Origin of the sequence: Bradyrhizobium sp. CB82 (assembly GCF_029714405.1) — a bacterium.
Taxonomy (GTDB): Bacteria; Pseudomonadota; Alphaproteobacteria; order Rhizobiales; family Xanthobacteraceae; genus Bradyrhizobium.
The window spans coordinates 5,134,268-5,154,532 of record NZ_CP121650.1 but is presented as its reverse complement, the minus strand read 5'-3'; the positions used below and the strand labels follow the sequence as shown (position 1 = coordinate 5,154,532).

Genomic DNA, 20,265 nt, shown 5'->3' with positions numbered 1-20,265 from the left:
ACAGCAATGTATCGATGGTCCCTCCGCAATCGCCATCCCACACATCGAGTCGATAATTGTCTGTGATAAAGTGCTGGCAGTGAGGAAGCATAAAGTTTCCGCTGCCGTAATCTTGATCTGCCTTTGCGATGGACGTGAGGGTGAAAAACACAAACAGAGCCCCGGCGAATGCCCTCATAGATCCTACACCATTCGCCATTAGTTCTTCCCTACTGTTTAGCCGGTTCTTCGGGCCCCTGCGGCGTCGGAGTTGGAGCCGCGGCGGCCTGCGCTGGCGCTCGAGGCTTTGACTTCGCGCGGGGCTTGGATTGTGCGACCTGCGGTGGCGGCTCGGGTTCGGCCGTGGCCGCGGTCGCGCCATCAGGCTTGCCCTGGAATTGGATGCTGCACTTCTTGGCAATCGAGGCCTGCTCGATCGCGACCAATTGCCCTTTCATCTGCCCAAGCTCTGCCGCGGTCTGCTTGTCGCCACCCACAAGGAAAGCTGCAGGCCAGAAGATCACGACGGCGGCGGTCGTAGCGACCACATCCTTTGTGCGCTGGCTATCTTGCGCGCCCGACAAGGCTGCCGCTCTAGCTGAGACGGCCTGAGCTTCCATGCCAAGCTGTTGGCAAGTATAGCTCTGGTACATGACAGGGGAGACGTATGTGGCGCTGACGTCGGATGAGCTTGACGCACAGCCAGCCAATGCAGCGCCTAGCGCCGCGACACCCAGAATTCGCATTTTGTATTTCCCCCAGCCTTTCCCTAGGGAGCATCCCGCGACCGCAGCGGGCGAGCAAGCGCTATTTCGCCTTTGTCCTCAGGCCAAGCTCGGCCAGCCGCCGGATGGCTTCGGCCCGGGAAGGCTCGTCGTCCTGCTTGGCTCGCCATTCGTCGATAGCTTTGAGGAATTCTTCCGTTATGGGTTAGAGCAGTCTCAGAAAGATACGCCGCCGGGCTCGAAATACATTGTCCCGGCGGCGCCCTGTATCAAACTGGGCCCTGCAATCCCCAGCCATCCAGTCATTGCAACGCCTATGCCACAGGGATGTGACGGCAGCCGGTTTCTGTTGATCCAGGGTGGTCATTGCATCATTTGTCTCGAGTGTTGCCGGGGAGTTCTTTCGTCGTTTCCGACTTTGGGCTAAGCCCCTGCCATTATGTCCCGAACAAGCCGCGATTTGCCAAATCTACCGAACCTGTCGGTCGTCAAGCATGAACTGAGCAAGGGGCGTCGGATTGTCATTGCCGATGATGCCGGCCCCAAGCTTGGAGGAAAGCGCGGCATCGTCCTGGCGTCTGGATCGACGAGAAGTCAGGTTAGGGTACTCCTCGATGGATCGAGGACTTACATCACTCTGCATGTGCGCTTTGTGAACTTACTCACAGCTCGCGCTCCATTGCCGGATGGCTACGGTTCTTCACCTTGACCCAGAACTTTTGCCTGCCGCCGCGGTACGGCCGATCGCGGTGCTTAGAGACTAAGCCCTCAAGGCCCATGCGACACGCCGCGCGGAAAAGGTCGGGTCCGATCTCGCCGCGCTCGAAAGGTGCCACGGTGATGCCGTCCGGCCGGCGCGCGAGCAACTGCTCGAGGTTGGCTTTGCGCATGTGCAATGGCAGGGCTCGCAGATCGTCGCCGCCCATCGCGAGAATGTCGAAAGCGTAGAGCTGCACTTCGTGGTCGTGCTTGCGCGAGTGCAGAGCGTTGAAATCGGAGATGCCATCGACGCCGAGGATCACGGCTTCGCCGTCAACGACGAAATGCTTCTGGCGGTTCTTCAGTGCGGCTTCGACAATCCATGGATAGCGCTGCGTCCAGTCGCTGCCGTTGCGCGAGAGCAGGCGCACGCGCTCGTTCTCCCGGATGACCAACATCCGGTAGCCGTCGTGTTTCACCTCGTGGATCCAGTCTGGTCCTGATGGGACCTGCTTGCCGGCGGTCGCCAAGCAGAGCTCGTACGCAACACGCATGCGCTGAAGATAGGCAATTCGGCTGCATTTTACGAATCAGGAACAAGTAGCAAGGGAGCGCGTTTCAAAACTGCTCCGATGACTCCCCCCTGGTCGGAGCGACATTCGGAAATGCAAACGGCCCCAGCCACCTAAGACTGAGGCCGTTTTAATGATGGGAGCGGAACGATTCTCAACCTCGCGAGTCGAATCCAAGCTCCCGACCAAATTCCCAAAGAATGCCCCCCAAGTCGGGAGCAAACCTTCCCCAAGGTTGGCGGCCTCTGCGTCCCCCCGCGGAGGTCGCTTGCGCAACGGCGTATACGAACGGAAAAAGGCCGGGCGAAGGCGACTGCTATCCAACTGTGAGGAACGCCCAGAACGGCGGTTCCAATGTTCGAAAGGGCACTGATCCCGTTGCTGAGTTTTCCTAGGGTCGGGATGCTTGGCGAATCCCAAATACCGCCAAGGACCTCCAACGGCCCCGGTCCCCACTCCCCAGAAACTCCACGGCCGGGGCCGCCTTTGCGCCGGCTATCGATAGCCCATCGCGGCTATCGGCGCCCCGTTCGCCCGGACGTCCGCCTCGCGGCGCCCGCAGGCAGTGCAGGTAAAGCGTGGCTCGACTTGTCGCCTTGGGGTTTGTTTTGGTAGGTTCCTCCCGGGCTGGGAGGGAAAATGTTTCAAATTGTCCGTAATGCCGTCATGGTGGTCGTCATGCTGACCGGAGCCGCCATCAACATTTACTTTGACTTGCTAGACCCATACGTCGCCTGCGGATCGGCGCTCGTGGCGGCCTATGTTTCAGGCATGGTTGTCGAACGCCTGTTCATCCGCCGGGCCTACGGCAAGATGACGCGTCTCTACGGGGACGATTGGGCCAAATGACAGGATGTCGCTGCTCTTGCGCGCCGCCTTTTTGATCGCTCATCCATTGGGCGTTGCGGGCAGGATGATGTTGACCGATCCGCTCGCTCGATCGGATAGCCTCATCTCATCCGGCCAGCGGTCGGCGCTGAGGGCAACCAAGTGGCTGCAATGGTAGTCGGCCCAATAGACCAGGACGCCGCGCACGCCCCATATCGCGCATGCCGCCGAAGGTGATCTTGATCGGGCGGTGACCGGCCGGTGTCCTGTTCTCGCGGTTAGGCTTGCGCATGCCACCATCAAAACAGTCGCCGCGACACCTCGCAAATTTTCGATTCGTCGTGGTGGCCCGAGCCGGCGCCGATCGCATACCCGCAACCGGCAGCGGCTTGCGGCTCACGCCCGCCGGCTGAGGCGGTAAAGCCCTCCCAAAAAGATACGCCGCCGGGCTCGAAATACATTGTCCCGGCGGCGCCCTGTCTCAAACTGGGGCTCTACAATCCCAGTCATTCGAATAAGAGCAATGCCTGTGCCACGAGCTTCCGCGTGACTAGGGGGTCTGGCGGCACGTCGTTAAAACAAACGCTGTCGTGCTGCAGTGCCACCCGCTACCAAGGGCACCACTTGAGACGGGCTGCGGAGCTGCCATCGCTAACAGAAGAGCCGCGCCGGCCAACGAATTTACGATCACCAGCGTGCGCGCATTACGAGACAAGGCATTGATGAAAGCTGACATAACCGAATCCCCTTTGGTCCAATGAGGGGAGGCTAGGCCGGGTTTGTTTCCGGATGGCTTCGCGGCGCCGGGAAAATGGTTTCTTCCGCCCCTACGGTGCCGAAGCCTCGCGGTTATACCGCCGAGCGACTTGTTACTGCCCACGACTTCAGCGCGTGTCGCCCGCCCGTGCGGTGGCGCCGATCGGTCCGCACTCCGGAGCCTATAAAACGAGGACTCACCACGGGCCTTCCTAAGGGCTTGGCGGGCTATTCCCGGTTTTGCTCACAGGGCAGGGGAAACCAATCGACCAGGCATAAGGCCTCCTCAGTCGAGCGCTAGGGCAACGGTGGGTTTCGCAGTGACCATTCAAAATACGTAGGCGTGTGCAGGCGAGCGTCAAGGATCTCCGGGATAGTACGGGTAATGGTATCAGAAAAACAAAATCCACGGCGCAAAGGTCTCACGGGTGGTGGTCAGATCGGCGCCGTGTCCGGGTGGTCACACGGGCGGTGATCGGCGGGCGCCGGTTCACGCTGGCGGGCCTTCCACTAAGGCGGCCTTACTGGCGTCTCGGCCCTATAAGAGATTGGCTGATTGCTCGTTCGGCGGCGCTAACAGCTTCCGCGCGACTAAAGGCAACTCCAGTTTTGGGCGTTCGTCCCTCTCGCTCAAACGACCATTTCCAGCCGAATGGATTGATGGTCTGGACTACTGTGTACTCAACACCCTGATGTTCCATGAGTCAAAATAGCACACCCTGGGACTGGGTAGTTAGCCGACTTAGGAACGAAATTTGTTCGCCGGTGGTTGGCTCGGATTGCCGTCTGACAAGGAGGTCCGGCATGACAACCCGATATTTCTTCGACATCCGGAACAGCGGCAATCTCTACCCTGACGAAGAAGGCCTGGAGTTGCCCAACCAGAAGGCGGCTGAGATAGAAGCGGCGGAGACACTGATCGGCTTGGCGCGGGACTCGATATTAGGGAATGAGCAGCCAGGCATAGCGGTTGAAGTTCGCTCGCCCACCGAGCCGCTGTTTTGCGCTGCCCTGATTTATCAGATGAACGGGACAAGACACTAACACTGAGCCGCTTGAACGAAACGGCCGCGGCACGGGGGACTTGGAGGCCGGGGGGTCCTGCGCGTCTTGGATCTGGAATGCCGTCTTGACGAGTGACTCTCCGCCGGAGTCTGATCGGCGGCATGCGGCGGGATCAGCACATCATCGGCGAGCTCAGGCGGTTCGAACGGCTCTGCTGGCGGACGAGAGCGCCATGCCTGAGGAGAAGGCGGGGCTACGGTCGCTCGCGGTCAACTACCGCGACGCAGCGCAAGCGATCGAGCGGGAACGGCTGTTCCGCGTCCCAGATGCTTCCCAGCGAGATTTCTTGGGAAGCAAGAGTGCATTAAAGCGCTGTATTTCCTAACTAAAATCTCTGCTTGACCGATCTCCGGCTATCACATGGCGGTCGTCGCCGGCGTCGTGTTCTTTGCGGTGCGCGCGCTGCTGGCGCTGATCCCGGGGTTCGCGGTCGGCTATCCGATCAAGAAATGGTCGGCTGCGGCTGCGCTGATGGCTGCCGCGTTTTACCTGCTGCTGTCCGGCGGCGAGGTCGCAACCCAGCGCTCGTTCTTCATGACGGCGGTGGTGCTGATCGCGGTGATGGTCGATCGGCGTGCCATCACCTTCCGCACGCTGGCGGTCGCTGCACTGATCGTGCTCGCGCTCGCCCCGGAAGCCCTCGTGCATCCGAGCTTTCAGATGTCATTCGCGGCAACGCTTGGTCTCGTCGCGCTGGTGCAGATCGGCATGCCGAACCTGTTCGCGTCGCCCGACCACTCCGCCACCGCCCGCATCGCGCTGTGGGGCGGCCGCGAGCTCGTCATGCTGCTGATGGCCTCGCTGATCGCGGGACTTGCGACCACGCCCTACGCCGCCTTCCATTTCCATCGCATCACGCCGTTCGGCGTGCTCGCCAATCTCGCGGCGATGCCGGTGGTCTCTGCGCTGGTGATGCCCGCCGGCCTGTTGGGCTTGATCGCGGCGCCGTTCGGACTCGACGGCGTGTTCTGGTGGTTGATGGGGATCGGCATCGACTGGATGATCGCAGTCGCGCGTTGGGTGGCGGCCTTGCCGGGCGCAGTCGGCCGCGTCGCGGCATTCGGTACCGGACCGTTGATTGCCGCCAGCATCGGCCTCATCGTGATGGGCCTGTTGCGGACGCCGCTGCGCTGGACCGGCGTCATCGTGCTGGCGCTCGCGCTTGGCTGGGCGCTGCATATGCGCCAGCCCGACATCCTGATCGCAGGCGATGGCCACAGCGTCGCGGTGCGCGGCAAGGACGGCCGGCTGCACCTGATCCGGACCGGCAAGGACAATTTCCTCCTCAAGGAGTGGCTTGCCGCCGATGCCGATCCGCGCAGCGCGACCGATACCTCGCTCGCCCACGGCGTCTCATGCGACGAGGCCGGCTGCGTAACGCCGCTCGCCGATGGTCGCCTGGTCGCGCTCTCGCTGCGCGTCGATGCGCTAGCGGATGATTGCGGCCGGGCAGCGCTGGTGGTGACGGTGAAACCGTCCGCGCCAGATTGCGCGGCGATGGTCGTGGATCGCGAGCGTCTGAAGACGCAGGGCGCCCTCGCGCTGTCGCGGAGCGGCGACGGGTTCACGCTGCAAACGGCAAAAGCAAGGGGCGCAAACCGCCCCTGGTCGCCGGCCGGGGCCGGCGATAGCGATTTCGAGCTCAGCCTCGCACCGCGGCCGGCCACGTTACACAGCAAGGACGCTACGCCGTCGGAGGCCGACCTGCAGGCCGAGGATTAAAAGACGCGTCAGCCGATCGGCAGACGTGTCGGGGTCGTCGTGGTCGTGTGCTGCTCGACGGCCGGCTGCTCTGTCTTCTCGCCGAGCGGCTGCGTCACCGGCAATTGCAGAACGGTGGCACGCTGGCCTTCGACGAGTTGCGTCACCAGCACGTAGTTGCCGTCGGGGAATTCGATCGCATCATGATGACGATCAGGAATGTGCGGATCGACCTTGCCGAACTTGCCGACGCGGGAGTTGACGGTGCGCGTCCAGATCCAGCGATTGTCGTAGCGGACGTTGTCGGCGAAGGCGAGCTCGGTGCCGGGCAGGAGGCAGACGGCAACCGAGAGATCACGCTCCGACGCAAATCCACGCGTCGAGGTGCCGCGGAAAGTTGTCGTGACGATCGTCTCGCCGACTTGAGCGGGGCGGGTCGCAACGGCATGTAGGCTGTAGTCACACATCGGAGTGCTCCTCATGCGAGATAGCAGGTCCGCGCCCCCCGGAGGCGCAGGCCTCTATCAGAGTGGAAGCCTTCGAGTGTATCGCGTTTGTGGGCAAATCTGCGGCCCGTCTGCGCGCCGCCCGATCACATTATCTTTCCTGATCTTTCCCGGCGAACGAGGAACAAAGCCTCTCGCTGCGACTCTATCTTGGTTTACACCATTCACACATCCGAGCTTTTATCACTGGCCGGCAGGAGCCGAGTACCCCGTAGGGGGCCACCTCGCCGGCGCGGCAGGTGCGATCGCATTGCTGCAATTGCGGAATGGCGCGCTTGCCGCGTGCTCCGTCTTGCGGACGGCATGGTGGTGCTGCGCTGCGTCGCTCGCGGAAGCCGATCCCGCGATCAAGGCGCTGCCGAGATCACGCTGAAAATCATCTGTCGCATGGCTTTGTCCTCTGCATTGTGCAAAGCGCTTTCGCGCCTGCAGCGCTCGAGGATGTGGCTCTGCGCAGGGTGTGGGGATAATCGGAGGAAGCGAAAATGCTATCCACCCGGAGCGGACAATCCGTCCGCCCCGCGGCGCCGCGCGATGACCGGCAATCTGCCGGACGAGGGCAATCAATACTTCCGGTACAGCCCGATCAGTTTGCCCTGAATCTTCACCCGGTTCGGCGGCAGGATGCGCACCTCATAGGCGGTGTTGGCGGGCTCCAGCGCGATCGACGCACCGCGGCGGCGAAAGCGCTTGAGCGTTGCCTCCTCGTCGTCGATCAGCGCCACCACGATGTCGCCGGTATCGGCGGTCTCGTTGCGCTGGATCAGCGCCATGTCGCCATCCAGGATGCCAGCATCGACCATCGAATCGCCGCGCACTTCGAGCGCGTAGTGCTCGCCCGAGCCGAGCATGTCCGGAGGGACGCTGATGGTGTGGCTACGGGTTTGCAATGCCTCGATCGGCGTACCGGCCGCGATCCGTCCCATCACGGGCACGGCGACCGGACGCTCGCCCTCGTCGGCGGGAGCGCTTGGGCCCCGCACCTTGCCGAGATTGCCCTCGATGACGCTCGGCGTGAAGCCGCGGCGGCCGGCGCCTGCCGCCTGAAGCTCGGGCAGCTTGATGACCTCGATGGCGCGCGCGCGATTGGGCAGACGACGGATGAAGCCGCGCTCTTCGAGCGCGGTGATCAGGCGGTGGATGCCCGACTTCGAGCGCAGATCCAGCGCGTCCTTCATTTCGTCGAAGGAGGGCGGCACGCCGCTTTCCTTGAGGCGCTCACTGATGAACCGCAGAAGCTCGTATTGTTTGCGCGTTAACATCTCGACCAAGTCCCCCGGTTGACGTCGTTCGATTCCGAGACGTCGGATTCAGCAGAAGCCGCTAGATGCTCGAAACAAATCATGAACGGACACTATATGTTCGATATGTGTTCCGCAACCACTTAATTTTGGGTGAACGCAGCGAAGTTCGCGTCATGCGCGAATCAGATCGCCCTTACAAGGGCAGCCGCAACACCTCGCAAGGTGTGCCTGCCTCGGCCTTCGGCGCGAACGGTGCGCGCACGAGAAGTGCTTGTGCGGCAGCAAGATTCGCAAGCAGCGAGGAGTCCTGGTGGTTGACGGGAAGGGCCACCAGCGTGCCGTCCTCGCGCTCCTCGAGCCGGGCGCGCAGATAGTCCTCGCGGACGTCGTTAGGCCCGACGTCGCACCCAAGCACGGCGCGCTCGCGGCGGTGATGGACGCCAGAGCGGCCTGCAAGCGCGCGAATCAATGGCACCATGAACAGGAAGCCGCAGACATAAGACGAGACCGGATTGCCGGGCAGGCCGATCACCCGCATCGCGCCGAGGTGGCCGTGCATCATCGGCTTGCCCGGCCGCATCGCAATCTTCCAGAACGCCATCTCGAAGCCTTCGGCCTGAAGCGCCGGCCTGACCAGATCGTGGTCGCCGACCGAAGCCCCGCCGGTCGTGATCAGGATGTCGGCGCCGCTCTCGCGGCCCCGGCGGATGCCGGCCGTGGTCGCCGCAACGGTATCGGCGGCAATGCCGAGATCGATCGTTTCGGCACCCTCGGCCCGCGCCAGTGCATGCAGGGCGTAGCCGTTGGAAAAGACGATCTGGCCCGCGCCGGGCGTCGAACCCGGCATCACCAGCTCGTCGCCGGTCGCGAGGATCGCGACCTTGGGCCGGCGGCGGACGGCAAGCGCCGGGTGGTTCATGCCGGCCGCCAGCGACAGGTCTCGTTCGGTGAGCCGGGCTCCTGTCCTCAGAAGCACCTCGCCCTCGTGGAAATCGACGCCGGCCGGACGGATGTGCCGACCAACGATCGCGGCCTCCTTGATCGTGACGCGCCTGTCGTCGGCGACCGTGTCTTCCTGGATCACCACCGCATCGGCGCCATCGGGGACCACGCCGCCGGTGAAGATCCGCACTGCTTCACCCGCGCCCACCACGCCGGTGAACGGTCGACCGGCCGCGACCTCGCCGATCACGGTGAGCTCTGCGTCCACCGTCGCCGCATCGGCCGCGCGCACCGCATAGCCGTCCATTGCCGACATCGCCTGCGGCGGCTGCGTGCGCCGCGCCGCCACATCGCGCGCCAGCACGCGATGGTAGGCGGCTTCCAGTGCGACCATCTCCTCCGCCACGGGCTCGACGCCCGCCAGCACTGCCGCGAGCGCATCAGACACCGGCATCAGGGCCACGGACAAAACTCCTGCATGGAAAATCAACATCCCGGTCGGGCTCAGCGTTCTAGCCGAGTGCAGGCGTCGAAGCAAAAGACAGGCAGACGGGGCGGAAGTGATGGGCTTGTCGTTTCGACGGTGTAGCGCGGGGAGGGAGAGCGAGGCACCGCGACGGGGGATGCCGGGATCGATGGCGCGCGGCCGGGGGGAAGTCGAGACCATACGGGCGCAAGGTGGCGACTGGACCAACTCGTGGGTCGAAAGTGCTTACCGGGGTCGCCGCGTGATCGTTTCGATGACGAGAAAGACGGGAATGACGGTGGCCAGACATGCCACGGCGACGACCAGGCTCACGGCTAACATCAGGAGGCTCCCGTTTCGTTGTCCGGATCGACGTCGGGCGCCCTCAGTCCGACATCCTTCTCCGGCAGCGGATCAGCCTGCGCTTTCAGATCGGCCGCCTTGCTCACCAGCTTGGCGGAGAGCTGCGAATTCGACGTTGACTTGGCGAATTTGAGAAGGATCGAGGCTTGCTTGTTGAAGTAGGTCTTGCCCAACACGTTACGCATCCGTCGTAGAGAAACCCAACGGGCATATGACTCCGGAGTGGCAGATCCGTTCCGGGAACTCTGTGCAAAAATACACAGAGTGACTTGGTTCCACATCTTGCTGAAAAAGTTCCTGGATCCGGCGGGAACGAGACTGCGAGCGACCGCAGCAATGCGGCCGCCTAGAAGCCCAGCGCCTTCAGCGCCTCACCGACGTCGTGAGGCGATGTCACGTGAACCGCGGTCAGCCCTCGTGCCCGCGCGCCTTCGATATTTTCAGCGAGATCGTCGAAGAACACGATTCGCTCGGCGGGTACTCCGATCGCGGCGACGACATGGTCGAAGGCCTCCGCATCGGGTTTGCGCAGGCCGATGCTCGAGGACAGATACAGCTCGCGGAAATGGCCGAGCACGTCGGCATATTCCCTCGAGAAATATTCCACATGCGGCCGGTTGGTGTTGGAAAAGGCGTAGAGCGGCACGTGCTTCGCAGCGCGCGGCAACAGGCTTGCGATGTCGGGCATCTCGCCCGCGAAGATCGCATTCCACCCCTCCAGGAACTGCGCGTCGGAAATTTCGATCCCCAGCGAGCGCCGCAGCGAGTCGAAATAGGCCTCGTCGGTGATCTTGCCCATCTCATGCAGCCGATAGGCCTCGTCGCGGACATAGCGCGCCACGATCGATTGCGGTTCGCAGCCGGCGTGTCCCGCCCAGCAGGTGATCGCCTTGGAGAAATCGATGTCGAGAACCACGCGACCGATATCGAACAGAAGCGCATCCGCGCTGCCGGGAGAGAGGAGGGAGGTCATTGCGTCCTTTCAGTAACGATAGGGCTCGATATCGAGCAACGGGAACGCGCTGAACACGCTCGGCGCGTTGGTGGCAGTCGCCGGATGCAGGCTGGATGCGTTCACTTCGGCAAACGAGGTGGCGCCGAGCAGCCCGAGACAGCGCAGCACTTCGTCTTCCAGCAGCTCGAGCATCCGCGTGATGCCGGCTTGGCCGGCCGCAGCCAGCGCCCAGCACTGCAGGCGTCCGATGCCGACGAGGTCCGCGCCCATGGCGATCGCCTTGACGATATCGGTGCCGCGGCAGAAGCCGCCGTCGACCATGATCTGCGCGCGTCCCTTCACGGCATCGACGATCTCCGGCAGCACATGCATGGCGCCGCGGCCGTGATCGAGCTGGCGGCCCCCATGGTTGGAGACATAGATCCACTCGACGCCGTGATCGAGCGCGATCAGCGCGTCCTCGGCCGTCGCGATGCCCTTGATGACGAGCGGAACATCGAACTTGTCCTTGATCAGCTTCACCGTCCGCCACTCCAGGCCCTTCTGGTAGTCGCCGCCGGTGGCGCGCAGCCGGCTCTCGCGAACATAGCGCTTGGCGATGTCGCGTTCACGACGGCTGTAATGGGCGGTGTCGACGGTCAGGCAGAACGCGGCATAGGTATTTTTCACCGCGCGGGCGACGACATCCTCGACGAAGGCGTCATCGCCGCGGACGTAGAGCTGGTAGAAGCGCAGTGCATCGGGAGCCGCTTCCGCGGTCTTCTCGAGGCCCGGGTCGGACACAGAGCTCAGCATATGCGCCGCGCCGAAGGCGCCGGCGCCGCGCGCGACGGAAGCCGCGCCATGCGGATCGAAGATCTCGAGGGCGCCGACCGGCGCCAGCACGACCGGCAGACGCATCTTGCGGCCGAACTGCTCGACGGAACCATCGACGTTGCGCATGTCGCGCAGCACGCGGGGGCGGAAGGCGATCTCGTCCAGCGCCATGCGGTTGCGGCGCATCGTGGTCTCGGTCTCGGCGGCGCCGACGATATAGTCCCAGGCATTCTGGTTGAGGTTGGAGCGCGCCTTGCGAATGAATTCGTGCAGGTTCTGGAACGGCTCGTCGCTGGCGCCGAGTTCGACGTTTCGTTGAGGCCGGATGCGGGGCGCTTCGTTCATTGTTATCCTCCCGAGAATTTGAAGCCCTATTCCATCGCCTAACCGTTTCGGCCCGCCAAAACCATCCCAAAATCGCATAGCTTAAGCGCATGAGCGGCCGGGCGTTTCCCGCCTCGCGCAGACCGGCCGGCGACGTTGCCAAAAGTTTAGGCCAAGAGCGTAGGGATTTTTGCCGGATACTGGTCGACGTGGCGGACCGGCCTTGAAGAAACCAGAATGGTATTGTGAGAAACGGGCTGGATCGCCATTTTGCATGGCGCCTCCCAACCGCCAGCGAAAAGGCCAATCAATCCATGCGGAAAACCCTGCTGTTCCCCCTCGGCGCGCTGACCGGCGCGTGTTTGACCCTGCTGGCAACCTCTCCGCAAGACGGGCAATGGGTGGCAAAAGCGGCGGCGGGCGCGGACGATGCCTATTCGCAACTGAACCTGTTCGGTGAGGTCTTCGAGCGGGTCAAGGGGAGCTACGTCGAAAAGCCCGACAATGCCAAGCTGATCGAGGGCGCCATCAACGGCATGGTGACCTCGCTCGATCCGCATTCGCGCTACATGAACGACAAGGCCTGGACCGAGATGCAGGAGACCACCTCCGGCGAGTTCGGCGGGCTTGGCATCGAGGTCACGATGGAGGAGGGCCTCGTCAAGGTCGTGGCGCCCATCGACGACACGCCGGCCTCAAAGGCCGGTCTGCTGTCCGGCGACCTCATCAGCAAGATCGACGGCGAGGCGGTGTTGGGCATGACGCTCGAGCAGGCCGTCAACAAGATGAAGGGCCCGGTCGACACCAAGACCAAGCTCACCATCGTGCGCAAGGGCGCCGACGCGCCGCTCGACGTCGCGATCACGCGCGAGATCATCCATGTGCGCCCGGTCCGGTTCCACACCGAGAACGGCGATATCGGCTACATCCGCGTCACCTCGTTCAACGAGCAGACCACCGACGGCCTGCGCAAGGCGATTGCGTCGATCTCCAAGGACATCCCGCAGGAGAAGCTTGCAGGCTACGTCGTCGATCTCCGCAACAATCCGGGCGGCCTGCTCGACCAGGCGGTCTCGGTGTCGAGCGCCTTCCTCGCCCGCGGCGAGGTGGTGTCGACCCGCGGCCGGAACCCGGAAGAGACCCAGCGCTTCACCGCGCATGGCGGCGACCTCACCAAGGGCAAGCCGCTGGTGGTGCTGATCAACGGCGGCTCGGCTTCGGCGTCCGAGATCGTGGCCGGCGCGCTGCATGACCACAAGCGCGCCACGCTGATCGGCACGCGCTCGTTCGGCAAGGGCTCGGTGCAGACGATCATCCCGCTAGGCACCGGCAGCGGCGCGTTGGCGCTGACCACGGCGCGCTACTACACGCCGTCGGGCCGCTCGATCCAGGCGCAGGGCATCGCGCCCGACATCGAGATCCTCCAGGACATCCCGCCGGAGCTGAAGGGCCGTATGGACACGATGGCCGAAGCCCAGATGCGCGGCCATCTCTCGGCCGCCGACGGCAGCGAACAGACTGGATCGCAATCCTACGTGCCGCCGGAGGAGAAGGACGACAAGGCGCTGCACGCCGCCTACGACTTCCTGCACGGCGTGACCGTGAATGCGGCGGCCGCGAAGACCGCTCCGAAGACGGCGGTGCCGAACTAGCTGATTGAGTGTCGAGATGGTGGGCAAAGGCGCGAAGCGCCGTGCCCACCGCTTCCGCATCCGAGGCGAGACGACAGGCGGGCACGCTTCGCTTTGCCTCGCTGCAAGCTAAAATGCGATGGCTGGAGGGCCGCTAACTCGCCTCGCGGCGGCGGCTCTCATGGCCGCTCCGCCGGGCAAGCCGGCTGCGGTGTAGCGCGAACAGCTCCTGCACCTTGTCGGCGGGCTTTGCCGCGCTGAACAGATAGCCCTGCATCTCGCTACAACCGAGCGCGCGCAGCAGGCGCTGCTGCTCTTCGGTCTCGACGCCCTCCGCTGTCGTGGCCATGCGCCGCGCGGCGGCGAGGTTGACCACCGCCTGCACGATGCTGGAGGAGCCATCGGGCCGCGCAATGTCTTCGACGAAGCAGCGGTCGATCTTGATCTTGTCGAACGGGAAGCGGTGCAGGTAGCTCAGTGATGAGTAGCCGGTGCCGAAATCATCGAGTGCGATGCGTAGGCCGATGGCGCGGAGCTGATGCAGAATGGCGAGCGCGCTGTCGTCGTCGCGGATCAGCACGGCCTCGGTGATCTCGAGCTCGAGCCGGCTTGCCGGCAGATTGGACGCGGCCAGGGCCGCCATGATCTTCAGCACCAGCGTGCCGCTCTTGAACTGCACCGGCGAGACGTTGACCGCAAGGCGGATGTCATCCGGCCAGGTCGCCGCATCCCGGCAGGCCGTCGCGAGCACCCACTCGCCGATCTCGTTGATGAGGCCCGTGTCCTCCGCGATCGGGATGAATTCGGCGGGCGAGACCATGCCGCGCTCCGGATGGCGCCAGCGCACCAGGGCCTCACAGCCCGTGATGCGATCGTCTTTCAGGCTGAGGCAGGGCTGATAGAACACCTCGAGCCCGCCATGGGCGATGGCATGCCTGAGATCGGTCTCGATCTGCCGCCGCTCGCGCACTCTTGCATCCATCTCCGGCTCGAAGAAGCGGTAGGTATGGCGCCCCGCGGCCTTGGCGGCATACATTGCCAAATCCGCATTCTTCAGGATCTGGTCGAGTTCGGCGCCATGGTCCGGCGCCAGTGCAATGCCGATCGAGGCGTCGGTGGTGAGATGGTGGCCCATGCAGTCGAACGGCTCGCGGATGGCGGTGAAGACCCGCGCCACGAGATCGGTGACGTGGTCGGGCGAGGTCACGGCGCTCTGCACGATCGCGAATTCGTCGCCGCCGAGGCGGGCGACGAATTCGGTCTCGCCGACGCAGCGGCTCAGATGCGCGGCGATCGATTTCAGCAGCTCATCGCCGACGAGATGGCCGAGCGCGTCGTTGACGCCCTTGAATTCGTCGATGTCGATGTAGTGCACCGCGATCTGCTCGCCGCCGGCTATCGCAGCCAATGCGTCCCGCAGATGCTCGTGGAACATGGCGCGGTTGGGCAGGTCGGTCAACGCATCGTAAAGCGCAAGATGCGTAATGCGCTCCTCGGTGCGCCGGCGCTCGGTAATGTCCTCATGGGTCGCGACCCACCCGCCGTCGGCGAGCGGCTCGTTGACGATCTGTATCGAGCGGCCGTCGGAGGTGTCGACGACCATTGAGTTGCGCAGGTGGATGTCGCGCAGCACGCGCGCGGTATAGCGGTCGACATCGCCGGTGAACGAGCCGGTCGCCTTGCGGTGCGCGATGATGTCGTGGAAGCTGCAACCGGGCTGCACGACGTCGCCCGACAGTCCGTACATTTCCAGATAGCGCTGGTTGCAGACCACCAGCCGTCGCGACGAGTCGAACAGCAGAAGCCCGTGCGTCATGTTGTTGACGGCGCGGTCGAGCCGCTGCTTCTCCAGCGTGAGCCGCTCCCGCGACAGGCGATGCTGCTCGGACAGTTTGCGCACCACCGCGATCAGGAGCGCCGCAATGGCGAGCGCCGAGGCAAGCGCCACCGAGACCAGCATGCCGATCTGCTCCCGCCAATTGGCGAGCGCGGCAGCACGTGTCGTGGTCGCGACCATCACGATCGGAAAGTGGGGCAGGGCATGGGACGAGATCAGGCGGGCATCGCCATCGCTCGGGCTCGTGAAGCGACCGGCAAAATGGTCGACGTCGAACATCCTCTGCTGGCCCTCGGAGCCGTTCTTGAAGTTGCGCCCTATCATGTCGTCGATGTGGGGATAGCGGGCGAGCAGCGTGCCGTCGCGGTGAAGCATCGAGATCGTCCCGTCGTCGCCGAGCGCGACGGAAGCGAAGAATCTTTCGAAACTGGCGGGCTCGATACCGCGCCCGACCACGCCGAGGAATTCGCCGGTTGGGCTCGTGACCTTGCGGAGGATGAGGATCGTCCACATGCCGGAGACGCGGCTGTGCACGGCTTGGACCAGCTGGTCCGGCGAGTGCGGATCGAACTTGAAGGTCTGAAAGTAGGCGCGATCGGCGACATTGACCTTCGGAACGGGCCAGGCAAGCGACGAATTGATGAGTTCGCCGTCGGCGTCGAAGATGTTGACGCCGCCAACATAGGACAGTGCCTCCATCTTGGAACGAAGCAGAAGGTGGACATCCTGCGTCGCCAGGCGCTTGCGGTAGTCTTCGACACTCCCGATGGCGCTTGCGCGCACATTCGCGATCAGGTCCTTCTGGATGACCTCGAAGTCCTGGAGCTGCTGGTCGAAATGGTGGGCCAGCAGCAGCGCCGTGTTGTCGAGCTCGCGCGCGCTGTTGCGCAAAGCGCGGTCGCGGAAATTCAGCGCCATCAGCGTCGCGCCGATAGCAATCGCCGCAATCAGCAACATGCCGCCCACCACCAGCCAGCGGATCGGTCCGCTGCGGATCAGTGCCGTTTGATCGAGGAGGCGACTGCCGAATCCCGTCATAGTCCGATTAGCTTCCGCGCACACGCCAGGATCAATTCTTGAGCCCGGAAACATCCGTCGGTTTACGGGAACGATGTGGAGGCGGCGTTAGCAAGTGCGGTTAACGGAAGGTAAATCGACATGGAATCGTGACGCGCGTGCGATGAGCGGGCCAGCACTTATTGCCGGTCCAGTGCATATGGCCGGTTCCTGCCGGTCGCGCTCGCCGCCAACGAAGGCTTAACCGTCTAACGTGCTGGCGACGCTCACGCACGCTCTGGCACGCGGTTTGCGAGTTGTCCCGTCATCCCACGGGAGAGGACAGGATAAGTAGGATCATGAAGACGACGTTGCAGAAGTTCATGGCCGACGAGACCGGCGCCGCCGCGTTCGAATACGGCCTGATCGCCGCTGGCATCGCACTTGCCATCATCACCGTCATCAACGGGCTCGGCAGCAAGCTCAACAGCAAGTTCGGATCTATCAGCGCCTCGCTGCGCTGATCGTCCGTGTTCCGCTCCGCAACAAGGGCGCTGCCACGATCAGTGCGGCGACGACGTTCGCAACGGCGCCGATCAGGATCGGCAGCGTGTAGCTGTGCGTGGCGTCGTAGGCGAAGCCTGCGGCGCTCGGCCCGATCAGCGTGCCGAATGCGACGCTGGTGTAGAGAATGCCGATGATGCCGCTGACGTTGCGCCCGCCGAAATGGTCCATCACCACGGCGGGGAGCACCGCGACCCAGCCGCCGTAGAACACACCATAGACGAATGCGAAGCCGGCAAGCGCGAAGGCGCTCGCCGATATCGCCCAGATCACCATGGCGAGCGCCATGCCGAGCAGGACCATGATCAGCGAGCGGTCGCGGCCGATCCGGTCGGCAAGCCCGCCGAGCAGAAAGCGCCCGGCCGTGCTGCCGGCGCCGATCATGCCAAGCAGCAGCACTGCGGACGAGGTCGCGACGCCGTGATCGCGTGCGTAGGGCACGAGATGCACGAAGGGAACGAAAGCGCCGAACGAGCAGACCAGGCACGACAGATAGTGGCCGACGAAGCGCGCCGAGCCTACGGCCTCCAGCAGCGGGGTGCCTGCGCTTTTTACCGCGCGAGCCGCCTCAGGCGGGTCGCCGTCCGGGCCGAGGCCGCGGTCGCGCGGATCGTTCTCGAGCAGCAATGAAACCCCGCCGCCGAGCACGACGGCGATCGCGGCGAGCACCAGATAGGACCCACGCCAGCCAAATGTCGCGATCAGCAGCGAAGCGATCGGCGGCATCGCCAGCGTGCCGAGCCCGATGCCGCTGACGGCGAGCCCGGAGGCGAAGCCGCGGCGTTTGACGAACCAGCGCTGCACCGCACCGATTGCGGGCACGTAGGCGCAGCCGACGCCGAGGCCTATTCCGAGTCCGTAGGCGAGATAAACCTCGACGAGGGAGCGTGCCGCGCTCGCGGCCGCAAGTCCCGCGGCGACCAAGATCATGCCCGTCACGGCGAGCGCGCGCGCGCCAAAGCGGTCGGCGAGCGGGCCGCTCACGATCCCGAGCGCGAAATACAGGAAGCCTGCGATCGAGAACACCAGTGAAACCGAGCCGCGCGAGGCGCCGAAGTCGTGTTGGAGTGGTTCCAGAAACGCGCTGAATGTGTAGGCGGAACCGAAGCCGACGAACGTCACCGCGAAAGCCGCGGCGACGACGAGCCAGCCGTAGAAAATGCGGGGGCGGGTGAGCGTCGTTGTGCGCGTCATCATCTCAGCCTCCATGGTCTGACGCTATTGACACCATTAAACGATTTATACAGGTGTCAGTTGCCGTCAACCAGTAAAAGTGATTTACTGGTGTCTATGGCGAAACAATCCCGCAAATTCAAGGTTCCCGACGAATTGGCGAAACTCTACGATTTCGCCAATTCGCTCGATGTTCGTCACTTCACGCATTTCGGGGTGCAGCATCCGCAGAGCGATGCGCTCTCCGGCCCGAAGGAGCTTGGGGCGTGGTTGGCCGAGCACGGCATGGGCGAGGGCGGCGAGAAGATCACGCCTGCGATGTTCCAGACCGCTTTGCGGCTGCGGGGGCGCTTCGCGCCTATTTGCAATGCGAGCCCGCCGAGCGGCGCAGGAACAGGGATGTCCTTGGCGCGCTCGATGGCGCGCTCGAACCGTTTCCGTTGCGAGTGGAGGCGCGCGCGGGGCGCGGCGCAACGCTGTCTGCGATGCGCCGGGACGGCCTTGCGGGGCTGTCGGCCATCGCCATCGAACTTCACGACGGTACGCTTGCGGGCACGCTGGACCGGCTGAAGATGTGCGCATCGGAGGAATGCCGCCGGGTGTTCTACGACCGATCCAAACCGTCAACGCGGCGCTGGTGCATGTCGACGCTGTGCGGCAACCGGATGAAGACGCGCGCGTATCGCGAGCGACTGCGCGAGACGAAATAGGCGACGGCGCGCTTTACAGATTGAGCATGAAAACCGCTGCCCACTTTGCGCTAACGCGGCCCTCCGGGTCCGCATCATGCTTTAGGCGCGGTAATGGCCGGACTTGCCGCCCATCTTCTCGACGAGATGGATGCCCTCGATGCGCACGCCGCGCTCCACCGCCTTGATCATGTCGTAGATCGTGAGGCAGGCGACCGAGACGGCGGTCAGCGCCTCCATCTCGACGCCGGTCGGACCGGTGACCTTCACGGCGGCGCGCACGAGGCAACCCGGCAGCTTGTCGTCGAGCTCGATGTCGATGGTGACCTTCGACAGCGCGAGGGGATGGCAGAGCGGGATCAGCTCCGAGGTGCGCTTGGCCGCCATGATGCCGGCGATGCGGGCGGTCCCGAGCACATCGCCCTTCTTGGCGTTGCCGGAGCGGATCAGATCTAGCGTCCCCCTGGTCATGACGACGCGCCCCTCCGCGACGGCAAGCCGCTCGGTCGCGGGCTTCTCCGACACGTCGACCATCCGGGCCTCGCCGGAGGCACCGATATGGGTGAGGACGGGTTTTGCCTTTGCTTCGGTCTTGGACGGTAAACGCGCCATCTCAGCGCGTGCCCGTGGCGCGCGGGGCCTCGCGCGACAGCAGCGCGCGGGTGGCAGCCGTCACATCGGCCTGCCGCATCAGGCTTTCGCCGACGAGGAAGGTCGACATGCCCACGTGCTCGAGGCGGGCGAGGTCCGCCGGCGTGAAGATGCCGCTTTCGCCGACCATCAGCCGCCCCTCAGGGATCAGCGGCGCCAATGCCTCGCTGGTCGCAAGCGTGGTCTCGAAGGTGCGCAAGTTGCGATTGTTGACCCCGATCATCGGCGAGCGCAGTTTTAGCGCGCGGTCGAGCTCGCTCGCGTCATGGATCTCGATCAGGACGTCCATTCCGTAGGCGAGGGCGGCGTCTTCGAGATCCGTGGCGGTGGCATCGTCGAGCGCCGCCATGATGATCAGGATGCAATCGGCGCCATGGGCGCGCGCTTCCACCACCTGGTAGGTGTCGAACAGAAAATCCTTGCGCAGCACCGGCAGCGACGTCGCCGCGCGTGCCGCGACCATGAAGTCGAGATGCCCCTGGAAGGAGGGCGTATCCGTCAGCACTGACAGGCAAGCCGCGCCGCCGGCCTCGTAGGCCTTGGCGAGCAGCGGCGGGTCGAAATCCGCACGGATCAGGCCCTTGGAGGGCGACGCCTTCTTGACCTCGGCAATCAACGCATAGTCGCCATTGGCGAGCTTGCTGCGGATCGCGCGCAGAAAGCCGCGCGGCGCAGGTGCGGCTTTGGCCTCGGCTTCCACGGTGGCAAGCGGCTGCGCGCGCTTGGCCGCCGCGATCTCCTCGCGCTTATATGCCTCGATCTTGGTCAGGATGTCCGACATGC

General features: G+C 64.0%; 18 protein-coding genes and 1 pseudogene. 7 read left to right on the top strand and 12 right to left on the bottom strand.

Annotated elements, in window-relative coordinates; all coding sequences use genetic code 11:
- Nucleotides 1–209 precede the first annotated feature (209 nt).
- Nucleotides 210–725, bottom strand: coding sequence for a hypothetical protein (locus QA640_RS25100; RefSeq protein WP_283035616.1), 516 nt, complete (start codon nt 723–725; stop codon nt 210–212).
- A 641-nt stretch (nt 726–1,366) separates the two neighbouring features.
- On the bottom strand, nt 1,367–1,957 hold the full coding sequence (locus QA640_RS25095; protein WP_283035615.1) for an RNA ligase family protein: 591 nt from the start codon (nt 1,955–1,957) through the stop codon (nt 1,367–1,369).
- A 657-nt stretch (nt 1,958–2,614) separates the two neighbouring features.
- Between QA640_RS25095 and QA640_RS25090 the strand changes: the two genes are divergently transcribed.
- The 4 genes and pseudogenes from QA640_RS25090 to QA640_RS25075 form a co-directional block, all read left to right on the top strand.
- Complete coding sequence (locus QA640_RS25090; RefSeq protein WP_283035614.1) at nt 2,615–2,824, top strand: hypothetical protein; 210 nt, start codon at nt 2,615–2,617, stop codon at nt 2,822–2,824.
- A gap of 1,539 nt (nt 2,825–4,363) precedes the next feature.
- The gene (locus tag QA640_RS25085; RefSeq protein ID WP_283035613.1) at nt 4,364–4,603 is read left to right on the top strand and encodes a hypothetical protein; all 240 of its coding nucleotides are present in this window, start codon (nt 4,364–4,366) and stop codon (nt 4,601–4,603) included.
- Nucleotides 4,604–4,796: 193 nt separating this feature from the next.
- On the top strand, nt 4,797–4,949 hold the full coding sequence (locus tag QA640_RS25080; protein WP_283035612.1) for a hypothetical protein: 153 nt from the start codon (nt 4,797–4,799) through the stop codon (nt 4,947–4,949).
- A 20-nt stretch (nt 4,950–4,969) separates the two neighbouring features.
- Nucleotides 4,970–6,346, top strand: a pseudogene (locus tag QA640_RS25075) (ComEC/Rec2 family competence protein); the annotation flags it as partial.
- An 8-nt stretch (nt 6,347–6,354) separates the two neighbouring features.
- Here the strand turns inward: QA640_RS25075 and QA640_RS25070 are convergent.
- From QA640_RS25070 to QA640_RS25045, 6 genes are all read right to left on the bottom strand, one after another.
- Nucleotides 6,355–6,792 carry a hypothetical protein gene (locus QA640_RS25070; protein ID WP_283035611.1) on the bottom strand — a complete coding sequence of 146 codons (438 nt, stop codon included), beginning with the start codon at nt 6,790–6,792 and terminating at the stop codon, nt 6,355–6,357.
- A 602-nt stretch (nt 6,793–7,394) separates the two neighbouring features.
- Nucleotides 7,395–8,093: a transcriptional repressor LexA gene (lexA, locus tag QA640_RS25065; RefSeq protein WP_283035610.1), complete on the bottom strand. Its 699-nt coding sequence runs from the start codon at nt 8,091–8,093 to the stop codon at nt 7,395–7,397.
- Nucleotides 8,094–8,268: 175 nt separating this feature from the next.
- Nucleotides 8,269–9,480 (bottom strand): gephyrin-like molybdotransferase Glp, encoded by a 1,212-nt coding sequence (gene glp / locus QA640_RS25060; RefSeq protein ID WP_283035609.1) that lies wholly within the window; start codon nt 9,478–9,480, stop codon nt 8,269–8,271.
- A 344-nt stretch (nt 9,481–9,824) separates the two neighbouring features.
- Nucleotides 9,825–10,031, bottom strand: coding sequence for a hypothetical protein (locus tag QA640_RS25055; protein ID WP_349253639.1), 207 nt, complete (start codon nt 10,029–10,031; stop codon nt 9,825–9,827).
- A 161-nt stretch (nt 10,032–10,192) separates the two neighbouring features.
- Complete coding sequence (locus QA640_RS25050) at nt 10,193–10,819, bottom strand: HAD-IA family hydrolase (RefSeq protein WP_283035608.1); 627 nt, start codon at nt 10,817–10,819, stop codon at nt 10,193–10,195.
- 9 nt (nt 10,820–10,828) lie between these two features.
- Nucleotides 10,829–11,962, bottom strand: a complete 1,134-nt coding sequence (locus tag QA640_RS25045) for an alpha-hydroxy acid oxidase (RefSeq protein WP_283035607.1) — start codon at nt 11,960–11,962, stop codon at nt 10,829–10,831.
- Nucleotides 11,963–12,255: 293 nt separating this feature from the next.
- Here QA640_RS25045 and QA640_RS25040 point away from each other — a divergent pair, with 293 nt between their 5' ends.
- On the top strand, nt 12,256–13,593 hold the full coding sequence (locus tag QA640_RS25040) for a S41 family peptidase (protein ID WP_283035606.1): 1,338 nt from the start codon (nt 12,256–12,258) through the stop codon (nt 13,591–13,593).
- 133 nt (nt 13,594–13,726) lie between these two features.
- On the opposite strand, the gene QA640_RS25035 is transcribed toward QA640_RS25040, so the two are convergent.
- Nucleotides 13,727–16,447, bottom strand: a complete 2,721-nt coding sequence (locus QA640_RS25035) for an EAL domain-containing protein (protein ID WP_283035605.1) — start codon at nt 16,445–16,447, stop codon at nt 13,727–13,729.
- A gap of 317 nt (nt 16,448–16,764) precedes the next feature.
- Between QA640_RS25035 and QA640_RS25030 the strand changes: the two genes are divergently transcribed.
- Nucleotides 16,765–16,929: a Flp family type IVb pilin gene (locus QA640_RS25030; protein WP_283035604.1), complete on the top strand. Its 165-nt coding sequence runs from the start codon at nt 16,765–16,767 to the stop codon at nt 16,927–16,929.
- On the opposite strand, the gene QA640_RS25025 is transcribed toward QA640_RS25030, so the two are convergent.
- On the bottom strand, nt 16,910–18,166 hold the full coding sequence (locus QA640_RS25025) for an MFS transporter (protein ID WP_283035603.1): 1,257 nt from the start codon (nt 18,164–18,166) through the stop codon (nt 16,910–16,912). The two genes, QA640_RS25030 and QA640_RS25025, sit on opposite strands and share 20 nt — an antisense overlap.
- A 242-nt stretch (nt 18,167–18,408) precedes the next feature.
- Between QA640_RS25025 and QA640_RS25020 the strand changes: the two genes are divergently transcribed.
- Complete coding sequence (locus QA640_RS25020) at nt 18,409–18,852, top strand: CGNR zinc finger domain-containing protein (protein ID WP_283035602.1); 444 nt, start codon at nt 18,409–18,411, stop codon at nt 18,850–18,852.
- A gap of 81 nt (nt 18,853–18,933) precedes the next feature.
- On the opposite strand, the gene moaC is transcribed toward QA640_RS25020, so the two are convergent.
- Both moaC and trpC read right to left on the bottom strand, forming a co-directional pair.
- A complete protein-coding gene (gene moaC, locus QA640_RS25015) occupies nt 18,934–19,443 on the bottom strand; it encodes a cyclic pyranopterin monophosphate synthase MoaC (RefSeq protein ID WP_283035601.1) in 510 nt (169 codons plus the stop codon).
- 1 nt (nt 19,444) lies between these two features.
- Entirely contained in the window at nt 19,445–20,263 is an 819-nt protein-coding gene (trpC, locus tag QA640_RS25010) for an indole-3-glycerol phosphate synthase TrpC (protein ID WP_283035600.1), read from the bottom strand.
- Nucleotides 20,264–20,265: the final 2 nt, after the last annotated feature.